Annotated in this window: 13 protein-coding genes; 9 read left to right on the top strand and 4 right to left on the bottom strand. The window is 55.6% G+C overall.

Annotated elements, in window-relative coordinates; all coding sequences use genetic code 11:
- Positions 1-15: 15 nt before the first annotated feature.
- Together Pla52nx_RS03845 and Pla52nx_RS03840 are read left to right on the top strand one after the other, a co-directional pair.
- Positions 16-348: a hypothetical protein gene (locus Pla52nx_RS03845; protein ID WP_231741696.1), complete on the top strand. Its 333-nt coding sequence runs from the start codon at positions 16-18 to the stop codon at positions 346-348.
- Between the two features lie 106 nt (positions 349-454).
- A complete protein-coding gene (locus tag Pla52nx_RS03840; protein WP_146518359.1) occupies positions 455-3,244 on the top strand; it encodes a protein kinase domain-containing protein in 2,790 nt (929 codons plus the stop codon).
- Positions 3,245-3,288: 44 nt separating this feature from the next.
- On the opposite strand, the gene Pla52nx_RS03835 is transcribed toward Pla52nx_RS03840, so the two are convergent.
- Positions 3,289-4,011 carry an RNA polymerase sigma factor gene (locus tag Pla52nx_RS03835; RefSeq protein WP_146518358.1) on the bottom strand — a complete coding sequence of 241 codons (723 nt, stop codon included), beginning with the start codon at positions 4,009-4,011 and terminating at the stop codon, positions 3,289-3,291.
- Between the two features lie 400 nt (positions 4,012-4,411).
- The gene (gene trpE / locus Pla52nx_RS03830; protein ID WP_146518357.1) at positions 4,412-5,965 is read right to left on the bottom strand and encodes an anthranilate synthase component I; all 1,554 of its coding nucleotides are present in this window, start codon (positions 5,963-5,965) and stop codon (positions 4,412-4,414) included.
- A gap of 317 nt (positions 5,966-6,282) precedes the next feature.
- On the opposite strand from trpE, the gene Pla52nx_RS03825 reads away from it, so the two are divergent.
- From Pla52nx_RS03825 to Pla52nx_RS03800, 6 genes are all read left to right on the top strand, one after another.
- Positions 6,283-6,843, top strand: a complete 561-nt coding sequence (locus Pla52nx_RS03825; RefSeq protein WP_146518356.1) for a UvrB/UvrC motif-containing protein — start codon at positions 6,283-6,285, stop codon at positions 6,841-6,843.
- Positions 6,840-7,928: a protein arginine kinase gene (locus Pla52nx_RS03820; RefSeq protein WP_390620366.1), complete on the top strand. Its 1,089-nt coding sequence runs from the start codon at positions 6,840-6,842 to the stop codon at positions 7,926-7,928. The genes Pla52nx_RS03825 and Pla52nx_RS03820 overlap by 4 nt, the downstream gene beginning before the upstream one ends.
- Positions 7,929-8,046: 118 nt before the next feature.
- Positions 8,047-8,628: an Hsp20/alpha crystallin family protein gene (locus Pla52nx_RS03815; protein WP_146518355.1), complete on the top strand. Its 582-nt coding sequence runs from the start codon at positions 8,047-8,049 to the stop codon at positions 8,626-8,628.
- A gap of 150 nt (positions 8,629-8,778) precedes the next feature.
- Positions 8,779-9,411, top strand: coding sequence for an RNA polymerase sigma factor (locus Pla52nx_RS03810; protein WP_146518354.1), 633 nt, complete (start codon positions 8,779-8,781; stop codon positions 9,409-9,411).
- Positions 9,412-9,799: 388 nt separating this feature from the next.
- Positions 9,800-10,606, top strand: coding sequence for a glycosyltransferase (locus Pla52nx_RS03805; RefSeq protein WP_146518680.1), 807 nt, complete (start codon positions 9,800-9,802; stop codon positions 10,604-10,606).
- A 2-nt stretch (positions 10,607-10,608) separates the two neighbouring features.
- Positions 10,609-11,970 (top strand): NAD(P)/FAD-dependent oxidoreductase, encoded by a 1,362-nt coding sequence (locus Pla52nx_RS03800; protein ID WP_261344226.1) that lies wholly within the window; start codon positions 10,609-10,611, stop codon positions 11,968-11,970.
- Between the two features lie 12 nt (positions 11,971-11,982).
- Here the strand turns inward: Pla52nx_RS03800 and Pla52nx_RS03795 are convergent, their stop codons facing one another.
- Both Pla52nx_RS03795 and Pla52nx_RS03790 read right to left on the bottom strand, forming a co-directional pair.
- Positions 11,983-12,237 carry a hypothetical protein gene (locus Pla52nx_RS03795; RefSeq protein ID WP_146518353.1) on the bottom strand — a complete coding sequence of 85 codons (255 nt, stop codon included), beginning with the start codon at positions 12,235-12,237 and terminating at the stop codon, positions 11,983-11,985.
- Positions 12,238-12,582: 345 nt separating this feature from the next.
- Positions 12,583-15,102 carry a caspase family protein gene (locus Pla52nx_RS03790; protein WP_146518352.1) on the bottom strand — a complete coding sequence of 840 codons (2,520 nt, stop codon included), beginning with the start codon at positions 15,100-15,102 and terminating at the stop codon, positions 12,583-12,585.
- Between the two features lie 701 nt (positions 15,103-15,803).
- Between Pla52nx_RS03790 and Pla52nx_RS03785 the strand changes: the two genes are divergently transcribed.
- Positions 15,804-16,580: a hypothetical protein gene (locus Pla52nx_RS03785; protein ID WP_146518351.1), complete on the top strand. Its 777-nt coding sequence runs from the start codon at positions 15,804-15,806 to the stop codon at positions 16,578-16,580.
- Positions 16,581-17,090: the final 510 nt, after the last annotated feature.

Genomic DNA, 17,090 nt, shown 5'->3' with positions numbered 1-17,090 from the left:
CTCAACAGGATCAACATGAACGATTCCGATAGTACAAAAAAACTGACGACCATCACTTGGCTGCTGGCGGGAAACTTGGTGGTACTGACCGCTGGGGCCGGAGGGCTGTTGTTCGGCTTGCTGCCCAAAATGGAGCGAGCGATCCAAGCAACCGAGCGAGTGGAGACTCGATTCCAAAGCTTTGCCGACGAAGTCCAACCTGTCCTCTCTGCCAGTGCCGACAAGGCGATCGACGCGATCAAAGGGATGGACTCGCAGCGGCTCTCAGAAACCGCAACCGAGAAAACGGATCAACTGATGGACGCCGCAACGGAGCGTGCCAAGCGTTTTTTTGAGCGGGATAAATGAGTGATAAGGAGATCGGCTCGCCATAGTAGGTAGACTGACGCAGGGAGCTCTGAGTTGCGTCCGCTGAGCTGTGTATCGAATCTTGTCCATTTGAGAGTCGTTTCGTTTGAACTTCGAAGCCAACCCGTCCGAGCAAGATGTAGCCGAGCATGAACTGCTTGCTGAGGCACCGAGTTGGTACGGGGATGCCGAGACACAGGGCAGCAATGGCGTTCAGAAGTTTCAAGAGTCGCTCGGAGATTCCTCGGCAAGCCCCGTAGTAAGGCCCGTAGTAAGGCCCGTGCGATTGGGGAAATACACCATCGGTCAGTGTGTCGGGTCCGGCGGAATGGGCACGGTCTATCGCGGCACGGACGATGCCGGTCAAGTCGTCGCCGTCAAGGTATTGCGGGCTGATGTTGCCCAGCGTGCCGACGCATCGGAGAGGTTCGCTAAAGAGGCTCGGATTCTCGCTCGCTCGACGCACGCGTCGATTGCTCGATTGCACGAGGTCGGCGATGAATCCGGTGTTCGATTCATCGTCACTGACTTTGTCGATGGACTGAGCCTCAAGCAGATGCTTGAGATTCATGCCCCGTTGCCCGAACGATTGTCGTTGCAATTGGTTTCGTTGCTCTTGATGGGGCTGGATGAGTTGCACCAACTGGGGATCGTGCACCGTGACATCAAACCGGCGAACATCATGATCGCCTCAACATTGCTGGACCGACAATGCGACGCCGATCCTCGTGACTGGCCCGACGTGGTGATCGGCGATGTCAAGCTGACTGATTTTGGACTGGCTCGAGAGATCGACCAGTCGGAGTCACAGGATTTGACACGTACTCATGCGTTGCTGGGAACACCTCAGTACATGGCGCCGGAGCAATGCTTGCACGGTGATCGAATCGATGCGTCGGCAGACATTTACTCCATGGGGGCGACGCTCTACGAGATGCTTTCAGGACACTCTCCTCTGCAGTCAAACAGTTTCATCGAACTGATTGAAAAGCATCGCCATGAGAAACCGGCATCGCTCTCTTCGGTTTGCCCAAGCATCAGTGAACCGGTCAGCCGCTTGGTCACGCGGACTCTGGAAAAAAATCCGCTGGATCGATTTGCCGATGCTGCGGAATTGTTGGCCGAAATCCAACGGATCCTTGACGGTCAGCCCACAGGAACCAATGAGCTGACGACGATCGAAAGTCGAGAATATGCCGATGTTCGGGAGTATGAAATTCGATGCGAGTTGAATTCGTCGGCGGAGGCATTGTGGCCGTTCGTGTCCAACACCGATCGAATCAATCGGGCAACTCATTTGCCGCCGGCCAATTTCGAGTTTCAGCGTGGCGTTGACGGCGAGCTTCGGCTCCACGCAAGCCTTCGTTTCTTGGGCATGCGGCTTTGTTGGACGGAGCATCCCTATGAGTGGATCGAAGCGAAACGCATGTCGGTCTTGAGAAAGCTGTCCAAGGGACCGTTGCAATGGGTGCTCAGTACGGTCGACTTGACGCCTCGCAGCGACGGTGGCACCACACTCGTGCACCGCATTGAGGTGAAACCCAGGGGGCTGCTCGGGATCGCTTTCGCGGACTTCCAAGTCGGTAGGCGATCGGTCAAAGAGTTTGAGCGAGTGTATCGTCGCATCGACACCATCGTCGGTGCATCGCAGCAACAGGCCTATCGCTACGACGCTTTCGAGCCCAGCAAAAATCTGGGAAATGAAAAGAGCAGGCAACTGGATGAGAGCATTTCGCAACTGGGCGCACGTGGTGTGGACGCCAATATCATGTTGCTGTTTTCTGATTTTCTAAGTCATGCGGCGCCGCAGGAAGTCGCTCGCATCCGTCCGTTTGAACTTGCCGAGCGCTGGGGCGTTAGTCGCACCAAAGTGATCGACGCTTGTCTGCACGCCGCTCACGTCGGATTGTTGATTCTGCGTTGGGACATCCATTGTCCCCACTGCCGAGTTCCCACATCGCAAGTCGACACGCTCAGGGATGTGCAATCCCACGGTCGCTGTGACGTCTGCGACGCCGAGTTTCGTTGCGACGCGGCGCACGACGTGGAACTCGTGTTTTGCGTCAACCACTCGATTCGAGACGTTGAAACGAAAACCTACTGCGTCGGTGGTCCCTTTCATTTGCCGCACGTCGTTGCCCAGCGTCGTTTGGAATCGTTGCAGCAAGATGAAATCACGATGTCGCTGTGTGAAGGCGATTATCGTATCAGCAGTCCGATGTTGCCCAAGTCGGTATCGTTAAGGGTGAGGTCAGATGCGAAGCAGCACCGATGCCGGGTCGAATTGAGCGAACGATTCGGAGGCGAGTGGATCGAGTTGAGTGACGAAGGTCAGCGAGTGACAATTGTCAACCGGTTTTCTCGAGAACTCCTCGTCAGGATCGAACGCAACTCAGAGTCAAAGACGGTTCTGACGGCTGCCTATGTCACGTCACTGGCATTGTTCCGAGAACTTTTTCCCCGTGAAATTTTGTCCGTCGATGTGCCGGCGTTGATCGATCAAATCACTTTCATGGTCTGCGAGATCTTGTTGGATCATTCAGCGGTGGACGATTCAATTGCTCGGACTTATGCATCAGTCCACCAGTATCTCAATCGATTGCCTGGATCCGTTTCGGCTCTGGGAGGCGTCTGTGTGAAATCCTTAGGCCGTACAATCGTTTGCGTATTTCATGACCAACCGTCGGCTTTGGCTGCAGGCGATTGCTTGTTGGCCGATACTCAAGACTCGCTACAACTCAGGATTGCCATTCACAGTGGATCCGCCGTGCTGGCAACCGTTGCCGAGCGTCTGGAGTACTTTGGCGAAACACTGGACCGAGCCCTAGATTTCTGTAGGAGCGTTCCCGCGGGGGAAGTCCGAGTGTTGGAGTCGATGGAGCCGGACTTGTCATGAAGGGCCGACACGCTGGTGCACGGTCGCGGCGACGTTTGCAGGTCTCATCGGCTGTATTTCAACAATCTGAGACTCGCCAGTTCTTCATCGATTTCGTCATCGTTGTGGGACCCAAGCGTCTTGCCGACCTCGATTCGCAGCAATTGGCAAAAGCGGCTCCGGGCTCGGTGCAATGTCTGTCGTACCCAAGCTGCGTTTCTCTCGCAGCCGAGCTCTGTTGAGACTCTTTCCGCGAGAGCGTTTGAGTCTAGGTCTGGGTTTTGCGCTCTCTGCTTCAGCACGGCGGAATAACAACTCTTGCTTGCCACGTCGGCTTCATCGAGTGCCTTCCATGTCCGGTTCAGGATCTCGATGCGCCAGTTTTCGTCAAAGGTCCGCGAGAATGGTTCCGTGGGCTGCCAGGCCAACGTTTCCACCTCGGTCCCGAGCGAGATCGATTGTTTTTGGCGTTTGCGGTGAAAATCGGTGACCAAATTGAACAAAGACCGTTTCACGAAATCGCGAAAGCGTCCGCGTTGGGGGTCGGCATTGCGGAAGTCGCCGCGGACGACCTTCAATGCGAATTCTTGAGCCAATTCATCGGCGATATTCGGGTCGCGAACAGCCGACAGCAGATAGCGATAGACGGCACCTGCGTAGCGCAGCAGCATTTCGTGCTGGGCGTTGGAGAATCCGCTGGACTGATCATCGTTGGCACGAAACACCTCTGCCCAATTCGTTTGGATCTGACTGAGGCGATCAGGTTCTTGGTGCGGAAGGCTTGGCATGCCCGGTGAGGTTCGGATTGGAGGAACGAGCGTGAAAGGGTTCGCTGTCCCAATCGCTCTGGATGGCGGTCACCTGCAGTGATCGGTATTCGATCTCGATGTGGCATCGAATCGGCTGCGGCCAGAATTTTTTTCTCGATCGAGTGTCACAACGGGACGAACGGAACGTAATTGTAGACATTCGCGAAGGGCGCAGTCTTTATTTTGCGACTTGTGCCCCTTATTTGGGTTGCGGACGCAGTATTTCCTCGCTCTTCGCATTTGCGTTTTCAACCGGGTGCAGCGACGTCGGCAACGCCCCATATGCCAGCGTTGCTCACTAGGTGGTGGGTTCGCCAGGGTTCCTCTTGGAGCGAATTTCTGGCGAAATCCACTGCACCGACCGTTGCTGAGGCATCGACTACGACAATCTTTGTGCCGTCATTTCGATGGCGGAGATCAATGCTTTGGCTTTGTTGAGTGTTTCCTCGTATTCGGAATTGGGGTCGCTATCGGCGACGACGCCGCAACCGGCTTGGACGTGAACAATGCCGTCTTTGACTACCATCGTGCGGAGGGCGATGCAGGTATCCATGTTGCCACGATAGTCGATGTAGCCGACGGCACCGCCGTAGGGACCGCGTCGATGCGGTTCGATCGAGTCGATGACTTCCATCGCCCGGACCTTGGGAGCGCCGGATACGGTTCCCGCGGGCAGGCATGCTTTGAGAGCATCGAACGCGTCCAAGTCATCGCGGAGTTCACCCTGGACTTCGCTGCTGATGTGCATGACGTGACTGTAGCGTTCGATCACCATCACCTCGGTCAGTTCCACGGTGCCGAATTTCGCAACGCGTCCGACGTCGTTTCGTCCCAGGTCGACCAGCATGACATGCTCGGCGCGTTCCTTGGGGTCGGCCAGCAGTTCTTTCTCCAGTGCCTTGTCTTCCTTTTCCGTTTTGCCACGTTTGCGTGTGCCGGCCAAGGGTCGCACCGTCACGATGCGGTCGGAGACTCGGCACATGATTTCCGGTGAACATCCCACCAGGACGCAATCAGGCGTACGGACAAAGAACATGAAGGGACTGGGATTGACCACGCGGAGTGAGCGATAGATCTCCAGCGGATCGACATCCGTGTGAACCGACATGCGTTGACTGGGGACGACCTGAAAGATGTCACCGGCGCGAATGTATTGAACGCAGTCCTCGACGGCCTTGCAAAACGATTCGCGAGTGAAGTTGGACTGAACGGTCAGCGGAGACGCCGCGGACTGTGCTTGCCAGACCTCGGGGTTCCATTCGTCGGCGCCGCTGATCGGATGCCCGGATTCGGATGGCTCGGCAAGCTTGGCGACCGTGGCGTCGACGTTCTCCATCGCTTTGTTGTAGGCCTCTGTGGCTTGCCCTTGCGTCGTCACATCGCGGCAATCTGCCAATGCGATCACGCAAATCGTCTTGGCGACGTGATCAAAGACGCAGAGCGTGTGATAAAAGGCAAAATCCAGATCGGGCAGACTTCGGTCGTCCTCAGGAGCGTTGGGCAGATGCTCGACGTAACGCACGACGTCGTACCCGGCGTAGCCAATCGCACCGCCCACGAAAGGCGGCAAACCGGGCAGTTGAGCGACTTGATAACAAAAGTACTTGCGAAACGCGTTGAGCGGATCCGGGTCTGAAAACGACTCAACTGGAATCGGATTGCCCTGGTCATCAAAGTGGGTCACCGAGACTTCTTCGCGAGTGGCGCTGAAACGCTGAAAGGGGCTGGCGGCCAAGAAACTGTAGCGACCGACCTTTTCACCGCCGATGACGCTTTCGAACAAGCATGCCCCGGAACGTTCTGCGGCCCCCTGATCGAGTAGTCGAAACGCGGTGACTGGTGTTAGCCGATCACTCAAGAGTCGACGATAGACGGGCACAAAATCATTTTCGATTGCCAGGCGGGTGAAGTCGCTGAGGGACGGTGAGTGCATCGATCTTTGGTCGCGGGGATCGTTGAAATGGACGGGATTGCCACACCAGAGCACAACGGAATGTGCCGCCGAATGCGAAGGAGACTTGAATACCCGGAGGGGTTCACGTTGACACCCTGATGGGCATCGATAGAATCGCCTTGCAGGTCGTTTAGTTGTTGCTTTGTAAAGATTTACGGCACGATCGGCTACCCAGTGTCCCCTTAACCAGTATCTCCTGCCAGCATGCCGATGTGTGCACATCCCCGACGGCACAACTTCCCGTCGGCACCACCGTTCGGTGTCCCCCCCTCTCCCGATAGTCCTTGGCGTTGTCTATGAAGTGCCAGTATTGCGAAAAGCCGGCAACGTTCCACATCACGGAGCTGACCGAGCCCACCGGTCCTCAAGTGATGCATTTGTGCGAGGAGCACGCCAAGACTTTCCTGAACAAGGACCCCAGCAGCGGCGTCGCTTCGATCGCCGGTGTCCTGGCCAATCAGCTCGGACAATCCAAGGAAGAACTGGAGGAGTTGGACCAAAAGGAGTGTCCGGTGTGTGGGATCAGCTTTTTCGAGTTCCGTAATTCAGGGCGTTTGGGCTGCCCCTACGACTACACGCACTTTGAAACGGATTTGCAGCCCCTGTTGCGGAACGTCCATGACAAATTGGAGCATGTGGGCAAACGCCCCAAGCGTGCCGCGGCCTCGGCCGACTCTCAGGCAAAGATGATCCAGTTGCGGCGAGAGATGGAAGAGGCGATCGAGCGAGAAGACTACGAGCGAGCCTCGAAAATCCGCGATGAGTTGCGAAGCATGGAATCGGTGCAAACGCCGGGGGCAGGCTCAGATGATGGTGACACGGACGACCAGCAAGAACAACGAGGAACCCTTTCGTGAAACGTGACACCGACTTTGACGCTATGGCCAAAGCACCGGGCGAATGGTTGCGAGGGACAGGGTCCGAATCCGACATCGTGATCAGCAGCCGCATCCGCTTGGCGCGAAATCTGGCCGATTTTCCTTTCATTCGACGTTGCACCGACGAAGACCGTTTGAGCATCGAACGCACCGTCCGCGCGCGAATGGAATCCATCGCTGGTTGGGACGACATTCAGTACGTCGATCTGGAACAGTTGTCTGACATCGATCGCTTGTTCCTCGTCGAACGCCAACTGATCAGTCGCGAAATCGCTGACTCCGATGGTGCACGCGCCGTCGCCGTGCATCCCAGCGAACGCTACAGCGTGATGATCAACGAAGAAGACCACTTGCGCATCCAAGTGATGAACAGCGGTCTCGATCTGCAGTCTGCGTGGGAGTCGATCAACGAACTGGATGACACGCTCGAAGGCGTGATCTTGTACGCGTTTCATCCCAAGTACGGATACCTCACGGCGTGCCCAACCAACGTCGGCACGGGCTTGCGAGTCAGCGTGATGCTGCACCTGCCGGCCCTGGTGATCACCGACCAGATCGAAAAGGTCTTTCGCAGCATGCAAAAGATCAATGTCACTGTCCGTGGACTTTACGGTGAAGGCTCGCAGTACACAGGTGACTTCTATCAAGTCAGCAACCAGATCACTTTGGGACACAGCGAAAAGGAATTGGTCACCCTGGTCGGCGAAGATGTCGTGCCGCGAATCATCGAATACGAACGCAAGGCCCGAGCGTTCCTGGTCGACAAGAGTCATGAGGATCTGCACGACGAAGTCTCCCGCGCCCTGGGGATTCTGAGCACCGCGCGCAAGATCAGTAGCGATGAGACGATGCACTACCTCTCCAAAGTCCGCATGGGGATCAGCTTGGGCTTGATCGACGACGTCGAGGTCGGCACGGTCAACAAGCTGTTCCTGCAAACCCAGCCGGCTCACCTGCAAAAACTCTACGGACGCATCCTCAGCTCCTCCGATCGCCATGCCGAACGAGCCTCCTACCTGCAGCGACATCTGATCACCGGAAATGGCAGCAGCTCGCTGAATTGACCATTTGGCATCGCGTTTGCATTTCACTGTCTCCATCAAACCAAACTGCCATGCTGTCAGTACGGTGGAATGGTTTGAACCAGTAATTCAAACCAACCTGTTTGTGGAGATTGATGCGATGCGAATGGTATTTCCTCACTCGGTATCCGGTCGTTTCATGGATGAGTTGGCTTCCGATATGAGCAACTTGGTCGAAACACTCCTCGGGGACGCACGCAATGGCGGGGCTTCACGAAGGACGGGAGCCACCAGCGAAGACTCCAAGCCCCAGCCCCGATGGCCAGTCCCCGTGGACGTCATCGAAACCGAAACGGATTTTCAAATTCTCGCCGATCTGCCCGGCGTTGACGCCGCCGCGATCGAACTGGAAGTCCAAGACGAGCAGGTGACGTTGGTTGCGAACCGACCAAACGCAGTGGTACCGGTCGAGCCCGCCGAGGGTGAACCAGCCGAGGGTGAGCCCACCGAGGGTCAGCCCACCGAGGGTCAGCTAGGCAACGAGCCAAGCAAGATGTATACCCGCCTGAGGTCCGAACGACGATTCGGCGAGTATCGCCGAGTGTTCCAATTGCCCGCCCCGGTCGACCAAGACGCCGTGACGGCTACGTACGTCGACGGCGTGCTGAGCGTGACCTTGCCCAAGTTGGTCGAAAAGAACACCGCACGACGCGTGGAAGTCATCCGCCAGAACGCGAACTGACTCCGTCGATTCGTCCGGATTGCCGAAAAATCCGGCACGTTTTACACACCAGTGACAACAACCGCAGCCTCGTGACGTAAAATCGAGGCTGCGGTTTTTCTTTGTCACTCAGCCCTCGTCGATCGTCTGAAAGCGGAAGCGGATTCGTCTGTGAACAACCAAGGCTTGGGCCAATTCGATACAGACTACGACAAGGATAGTCGTGACGAAAACGCGTTGATCCAGGATGCGTTGGCCGGAGATCGCGGTGCCTTCGCTGTCCTGGTGGTTCGCAACCAAGATCGCTTGTTCGCCTCCATGATGCAGGTGACCGGCTCGCCCGAGGAAGCCGAGGAAGTCGTCCAGGATGCGTTCATTCGCGCGTTCGTGAAACTGGATTCCTTTCAGCGGAATAGCCAATTCTTTACCTGGCTGTATAGAATTGCGTTCAACAGTGCGCTGACTCGGCGACGACGTAAAAAGGCTCGTGTGTCACTCGACGACATGCGGGAGAACAGTGGCGTCGAAATCGCATCGGACAACGAAGCCGTCGACGAGCCGATGCTACGTATCGAGCGAGTCCGGATGGTTCGCGAAGCCATGACCCGATTGACGGACGAGCATCGCGACATCCTGGTGCTGAGGGAAATGGAGGAACACTCCTATGAGTCCATTGCAGACCTGCTATCGATTTCGATCGGGACCGTTCGAAGTCGTCTGAGCCGGGCCAGACGACAATTGAAATTGTGTCTCGAAGCCATGCAGCGGGACGAGGAGAAACACATCGAGGAGTCGGAGAGATAGCCGGAAAGTCTTTGCTGAGAATGCATTGCCGCCCCCAGCGACACGAGTCGTAGTGGATTTCGCCAGAAATCCTTCGCGGCAATCCACCGTAGTGGACGAGGTCACGAGTCCCCTGTAGCGAAAACCGTTTCCAGGACTCGTGACCTCGTCCACTACAGATGAATCTGCCTCTCGCCTAAGGGACTCAAGGTTGCCGCAAATTGTGCTTAATCCCCACAACCAGAGTTATTCGCGAGAGCCACCATAAACATAAACGCTGCGTAGGTTGCCCAACGTGCAGCGGCGGTTAGACTGACGCTGTCATCGTGAAACGCACCCAGCCCCCCAGACAAATATATCCATGAGCGACCTCCCCGCGAGCGATTTGACAGGCTCCCCGGCAGACCTGATGCAGCGATCTGCTGAAACCTCTCCCGCCGGAAACGATAGCCGCGAATCGATGCGGTTTCGCCCCTCCCGAGTCATCTTGACGCTGCCCGCCTACAACGAACAAGAATCGCTTCCCGAATTGCTGGAGCGAGTCGGTGAAGCGTTTGCGGATAATGGTTTGCCCTATGAAGTCATCATTGTCGATGACGGCAGCAGCGATGACACTGCCAAGATCGCTGCTCAGATGTCATTCCAAATGCCCATTCATCTGGTTCAACACAAAGTCAATCAAGGCCTGGGGACAACGATCCGCGATGGGTTGCGTGAAGCGATCGATCGTGCCGGCGAACGGGACATCATCGTCACGATGGACGCCGACAACACTCACCCACCGGGCTTGATCGACCGCATGGTCCGAATGATACACGAAGGATGCGATGTTGTGATCGCGTCGCGTTTTGAACGCGGCGGCTGCGCGATCGGCGTTCCCATCGAACGACACTTCTTGAGCATCGGAGCACGCGTCCTCTTCACGGTCCTCTTTCCAACCCGTGGCGTGCGTGATTACACCTCCGGATTCCGAGCGTATCGCGCATCCGTCATTCGACAAGGCTTTGCCGATCATGGCGACGCATTGGTCGGCGAAACCGGTTTCTCTTGCATGGCGGACATCCTGCTGAAATTGCGAAAGCAAGGCGTGCTGTTCGGCGAAGCTCCGCTGCGACTGCGATACGACCAAAAGGGCGGCGCGAGCAAGATGCAAGTCTTCAAGACAATCTGGTTGACCCTCAAACTGCTCGGTCGACACCGCGTCGGGAAAAACTAAGCGTGCCAGAGACTCCTCGCAGGAAATGGCTTGTCGTCGGCGGCGGCGTCATGGGGCTGCAGATCGCACGGGATCTGATCGCCCGAGGCCAAGATGTCACCGTCGCCGAATCCGCGCCCACGTTCGGCGGTTTGACCAGCGCATGGCAACTGGGCGATACCGTTTGGGATCGCTTTTATCACGTCACACTGTTGAGCGACTCTGTTCTGCGTGACTTGCTCACCGAGTTGAACCTCGAACAAGAAATCGAGTGGGTCGAAACCAAGACCGGTTTCTATTCCGATGGCAAACTGCTCTCGATGAGCAACACGATGGAATTCCTGCGGTTCCCTCCGCTCTCCATGATCGAGCGTTTGCGGCTGGGTGGCACCATTTTTCTCGCCTCCAAAATCCGCGACTTTCGCGGCATGGAAAAGTTGACCGTCGAAAAATGGTTGCGTCGCTGGTCAGGTAATGGGGCGTTCGAAAAAGTCTGGCTGCCCCTGCTAAAAGCCAAATTGGGCGACGCGTACAAGGAAACGTCTGCGGCATTCATCTGGGCGCATACCCAGCGGATGTACAAAGCTCGCCGTAGCGGTGCCAAGAAAGAAATGTTCGGATACGTTCCCGGTGGCTACGCCCGAATCTTGGACACCTGGGTGACCAAGCTCAAAGAGGCCGGTGCTCGTATGTTGACCGATCACCCGGTCATCAAAATCAGCCCACAAGATCCCGCGTCAACAAGCACCTCGTCGGGACGTCTGCTCGTGGACTTTGGCAGTGACCGTGTCGAATCCTTTGACAATGTCGTCAATACCATCGCGTCGCCGTTGATCGCCGGCCAGTGCGATGAACTGACCGATGATGAGAAAGCCAAACTGCGTGCGATCAAGTATTTGGGCGTGGTGTGTGCGTCCATGCTATTGCGCAAGCCGATCAGCCCGTATTACGTCACCAACATCACGGACACTTGGGTTCCATTGACGGCTGTGATTGAAATGTCGACCATCGTCAATTCGGAAACCCAGCTCGGCGGCAACCATTTGGTGTACTTACCCAAGTACATGACCGACGACCACGAGGGGCTGCGTGAGCCTGACGAGGACTACAAAGAGCGTTGTCTGTCCACGTTGGAAAAAATGTATGGTCACTTTTCCAGAGACAACGTCTTGGATTTCAAGGTGGCCCGGGCGAAGTACGTTGCGGCGCTCTCCACGCTGAACTACAGCACCAAGTTGCCACCGATCGTGACAAGTGTGCCTGGATTCTACGCGTTGAATTCGGCCCACATTCTGGAAGGCAACCTCAACGTCAATGAAACACTCTTGCTGGGCCAAAACAAAATGGCCGACGAAGTCTGGCCGGATTTCCTGGCACGTGTCTGACCATTTTTCCCGCTATTTGAGCCAGTCTGCGATCATGTGCAGAAGATTGGGCGCGTACGGGAATCGATAGGCAATGATGGCGCCCGTTATGGCAGAGACTCCTATCACGGTCAAAACCAGCGGAATCGCAGCGATGCCGATCAAGAACAAGCATGTCGATCCAAAACAAGCACCGAGAAGACATCCGCACAAAGCGGAAATCATGCGATACGACCAGTGTTCGTGAGGGTCCGTTCGACTCTCTTTGTTCTTCTTGCGATCGCTCATGATGCGATGGATCCTGCAGCCGGGTTGAGTGTTGAAAAAGGGGTCTGACCCTTTGGAGACCTCGCTGAAACACGGAGAAATCGAGAGGTCGGAGAGGGTCAGCCCCCTTTTTCAACAGGCTGTTAGCCTAACGATGATTGGTAGGGTGAGCGCCGTCTCCGGCCACTAGAAAAGTTCAGAGACGATTTTACCATTGCTCCAAAAGCCGAGGGAGGAACTGGTAGCGTAAACGCCATCTTTAGGGAGTTTTTGGAAGTCGGTTTCACCAAGGGGTGCAGACGCAACTGCAGATTGGTCGTGATCGATTTGCCGTCCCTGACGAGCATATTGCCGTCCGTGAAGTGTCTATTTTCCGTCCGTGAGGGGAGAAATTGAGACTCCAGGTTTGTTCGTCGTGTTTTCTGCACTCCGCTGCATCGAAGTCGCGAAGCAAAGCTCTTCATCATAGGTACCTTTCGAAGCGATGAAGGGATTCTGTGATCCATCAGTCAGATCACGCGTTCTTGAGGTGGTGTATTGAACGATCTCCGCAAGGGAGAGTCGCTGATCTGCATCTTCATCGGCTTGGCCATCGAGTGCCTCCAGCAGGCTTTTTGTGAACGCTCCATGTTTCCATTGCGGATCTTCCCGTGACAATTCTTCAGGACCCGATGATGCAAAAATGAGCAGGTCATTGACTCGACTGAGCCCTTCAGCCAATTCTTTTTGAGTGGCGAGTTGTGATTCTGCAAAACCACCGGCATAGCACGCGTCACACAGAAATACCACTTGCCTTGCTTTGACACCCGATAAAGTCTGGGCAACGTCTTCCCAATTGAGACAGGTGTACTGCATGGCCTCGGCATCGCCCTCGTGAGTCACATAGTACAGCCCTCTCCGCCCCTTGATCCCATGCCCAGAAAAGAAAAGCACAGCGGTGTCATCCGGTGTGCAAACCTGCCGAAGCCAAGTCAGTCCATTCTTTAGGTTCTGTAAGCTGGCTTCTCCATCGGTATACACCTGCGTGTGCACTTCACCGAACGTCAACCCTTCTTCTTTACTGAACCTCTCGGCAACCGCCTGCGCATCCTTTGCTGGGAAATCCAGGTTGTACTCGGAAAACTGATGGTCAGAAACTCCAGCGGCCAGTACGAACAAACGGCCACTGAGCTCTGTCACCTTTTCCGGACGTTGGATTTCCAGAGTCGCTGCCGCGCTGTGGACTCCCAGGCTGTCGGTGGCTGTCGCTTGCAACGTCATGCTGTTCTTGCCGGGTGGAAATGGAACGTCAACGATTTGGGGATCAGGACGCTTCGCGGAGAGCGCTGGTGCCACCGACTCTGGCAACGGACGTTCCAAGCGTGAGAGAGAAACCTGTGACAATGAAATCCCGGATCCGCCGACGTTCGCTGAAACTTCTACCTTGGCCGAACGTTTGTCGCTACTGACCAAACGGAGCGACGCGGTCGGAGCGGAATAGTCCTCCGGCAGTTGAGTCGCGATTTCTGGCGAAACACCGGCCAAGATGAATTGGACGGTTTTCGGTTGATGCAATGCTTCCAACGTCTCAAGCTTGCCATCGGTCGATACGTGTTGAGCGTGCGACTTGAGAAACTGGAACATCTCCGGAGACGCTTTGTATTGCCCCACAGTTGTCTTGATGGCGAAGTGTCGTTGGGCCGAGAAAAGGATCGGCTGGGCAACCGGTTTGCCTTTCACCGCTGACCAGAGCTGCACACCATCGGTTGCTTGGTAGCCGCCGTTGCCCACCACCAATGAAGTTCCGGGCACATAGTGTGCGTACTCAAGCGGAAAACCAAAGCCCGAGTCACCTGTCTCGCAATCCAAGATGAGAGAATACACATGGCTATTCACATCGGCGTCGATCGAAATGAGCAGTTGCCTGTTGTTCTCTGAAAAGTCAAACGCGCCGGCTTCGACATCGCGCAGCGTCCATGTTCTCAGTGGTGTGTAGTCGGCGGTGTCCCAAAGAACGATTTGACCCCCGCGGTGAGCGGTCGCAAAGCGAGAACCATCGCGACTGAATCGCATCGCTCGCGCTGCCGTTGGATGGTTCAGTTGTGTGGAGCGGACCGTTCCGTCAACTTTTTGATAGACCCAAGTTTCTCCACCCATCGAGGCTGCGACGTGTTGTTGCGAGTTAATTGCAATCACATCCGGATCGTCTCGACACTCGCCGAGCTGCACCGTTTCTCCGGTCGCGATGTCGACCATGACCAAATGCTCTGTGTTGCGGTCTGCGTCTTGAGGATGGACGGTCAACGCGACATAGCTCGCCTCGTTGCAGGTTGCGAAGATTGGAAACGAGCGGACCTCCTTCACAGTTGTCTTGCCGACCAATTCACCTGTCCGAAGATCCCATTGAGCCAAGACACAATCGCCACTTTGTGAACTGGATGACTTGGCCGTGTGCAGGCTGACGAAGACAGGTGAATGATTGACCGTGGCTCCGCCTCCCGGGTTGGAAACGCTGATTGGCAGCCTGAGATACTCTTCGCCACTGCGAAAGTTCCACAGGCATATGCCGTACATGGTTCTGATGGCAACGCTACCATCGTGCAAAATCGGCGGACTGTGTTTCAGAAACCAAGCCCCAAATGTTCCTGACGCACTGTACGCAGTCGTCTCGCCGGTAAACGGCTGAGTGTAATTCACGTCCATCTCGGCTTGGACGGCCACACGTTGGGAGTTTTCGAAAGCGATCCGCTCGAAGGCGAACGCATCACCTGAATGGATGTTCTCCTGGTTAACCAATCGCGATGCTTCACTACGCAAGTCAATCCATTGGGCGATCGCAAGCGATCCAGGGCAAAAAAGGAACATCGCCGTCGCCCAAAGAACGATTGGTTTCGATGTGAGCTTCATGGTGCAAGTCAATGATTCATTGGGGACGCTCGCGACGGGTAGCGAGACTCGGGGCGTCGACGGTTCGCAAAAAGTCGTCTCGATGGGCGAGATTGCTTGCGGAAAGTAGCTCACCCGCCGGACCAGTTTAGCCTGTCTCGATCGACCTTCCGCACTCGCAAATCGGTTCACTTCTCATCAAACGCACCACCGAAACAATGCTTGCAGATTTTTTCGCGAATTCGCTTACTTTTCCGCCACTTTTTTTCCCCGGATGACGCTACCAACCGACGTGACGCGTGAGCGGCCAGGGCTTGCACGTGTCAAGCATCCATTTCAGTGCGTAAAACCCGTGGCCTGACGGCCAGCGGCTCAGGGCGTATGACACCACCGAACATTTGGTAACGCAACATGCTAACCGGGATGCATGGTTTCACGTTGAATTGCACGCAAAATACCAGCACGACGCGCAAGCGAGTGAACAGAAACACAAATGACGATTCACTCGCTTGCGCTACGTGCCAGTAACGACGTGCCAATCCGCGCAAACCGTTTCATGCAAGCGTTTTGTGAAGACTGTAGTGAGTCGCGTGAGCAGCCCAGGCCTGAAAGTGATTCAGGGATTCGTCTGACAAAGTCCCCTTCCACATGATACCGATCGGTGACCAGAATGGGTCTTGTTAGGTTTTCCCGATCGTAGCACCGTCAAAAAGGAGTTCCCCGTGTCAATCAAAGAAAATCAACGCCAGAAAAAACTAGCAAAAAAGAAGACCAAGGAACGATCGAAGCGAAAGCAGATGGTCGCCGAAAAGAACTCACTCAAATCGGTTCCGGGCCTGATCCGAAAGGCACAGGGAGGAGCGATCAAGCATTGTTGGATCTCTTCGGATTTGATTCGCGGTGACGGCAGTGGAATGGGAAGCATGTTGTTTGCCAGGGAAATCTCGGCCGCACAATGGGCTCTCGTTGTGGTGCTGTTGGACGGAGATTGCTTGGGTGTCAAGGATTCTTTTGTTCGTCTTTGCTCGCCCAGTGATTTCGGCGATTATCTGGACCGCGCTCGTGGCCCCTCCAAGCTTGTTCGCTGTGAACCTTCGGTGGCCAAGAACTACCTTGATCAACTCGTTGATTGGGCGAGTGGTTTTGGGATGATTCCGAAAGGAGACTTTGCGAGGATCTACCCCATCTTTGCCGACATCGATGGTTCGGCCAGCCAACAGCAATATCGCTTTGGGATCGATGGTCAGCCGCATTTCATCCAAGGCCCGCATGATTCTCCGGAGTTTGTGCGGAAGGTCATGTCACTGCTGCGAGCAAACTGTGAGCCTGGCGCGTACAAGTTTTCCCTCTTCATGGCTGAAGGACAGGCGTCGATTTTGCTGCCTGGCGATTTCGAAGGTCCGGAGTGGGACGACGACATGGACGATGATCAAGAAGCCGACGTCATTGACAGCACAGCCGTGCGACGCATCGACGCCGCAACGACAACGCCAAATTGAAATGCTTGCCCTCCGACCGCGAAGCCGGTCACAGAAGGTAGCCGTCGGTCGCGACAGCGCACCGACGGTGAGCAGAGCCTCGCCCAAGCCGACCCCGAAGGCGGTCGTAGAGAACGCTTGTTGTCCGACGATTCCCGGTCAGTAACCGTAGGTCATGCCGTGCATGACGAAATCCTGTAGGTCATGCTGCAGTCTCACCGATGGAGTGTTCAGACGCATGAATCGCAGTGTGGCATGCCCCCTCACTCCTGCCCCAAGATTTTCGCGACGTCGTCGTTGGAGATGGTTGGCTCGTCTCCCGGAAATCCTGGAGGAGAGGGGAGCCGTTTATGAAGGTGGCGAGGGTTGTTGATGTGTTGGGTGAGTGGTGACTTCGCCCGGCTCGGATTGTAGCCGATGCTCGGGCGGAGCGCTTCGTCAAATGAGTTCCTGCAAGAAGAGAAAATCACCGTCACTTATGTCGAGGCGGCGAGCATCATCGGCGTAACAGTAACAAGCACTTTGAACACC

This window comes from Stieleria varia, from assembly GCF_038443385.1.
In the GTDB taxonomy this organism is placed as follows: domain Bacteria; phylum Planctomycetota; class Planctomycetia; order Pirellulales; family Pirellulaceae; genus Stieleria; species Stieleria varia.
Note: the sequence above shows the minus strand (reverse complement) of the source record. Positions and strands in the feature narration are given on the sequence as shown.

Coding starts and splice junctions, on each gene's coding strand:
- Pla52nx_RS03845 (WP_231741696.1), top strand. CDS start 16: ATGAACGATTCCGATAGTACAAAAAAACTGACGACCATCACTTGGCTG.
- Pla52nx_RS03835 (WP_146518358.1), bottom strand. CDS start 4,011: ATGCCAAGCCTTCCGCACCAAGAACCTGATCGCCTCAGTCAGATCCAA.
- trpE (WP_146518357.1), bottom strand. CDS start 5,965: ATGCACTCACCGTCCCTCAGCGACTTCACCCGCCTGGCAATCGAAAAT.
- Pla52nx_RS03825 (WP_146518356.1), top strand. CDS start 6,283: ATGAAGTGCCAGTATTGCGAAAAGCCGGCAACGTTCCACATCACGGAG.
- Pla52nx_RS03815 (WP_146518355.1), top strand. CDS start 8,047: ATGCGAATGGTATTTCCTCACTCGGTATCCGGTCGTTTCATGGATGAG.
- Pla52nx_RS03805 (WP_146518680.1), top strand. CDS start 9,800: ATGCAGCGATCTGCTGAAACCTCTCCCGCCGGAAACGATAGCCGCGAA.
- Pla52nx_RS03795 (WP_146518353.1), bottom strand. CDS start 12,237: ATGAGCGATCGCAAGAAGAACAAAGAGAGTCGAACGGACCCTCACGAA.
- Pla52nx_RS03790 (WP_146518352.1), bottom strand. CDS start 15,102: ATGAAGCTCACATCGAAACCAATCGTTCTTTGGGCGACGGCGATGTTC.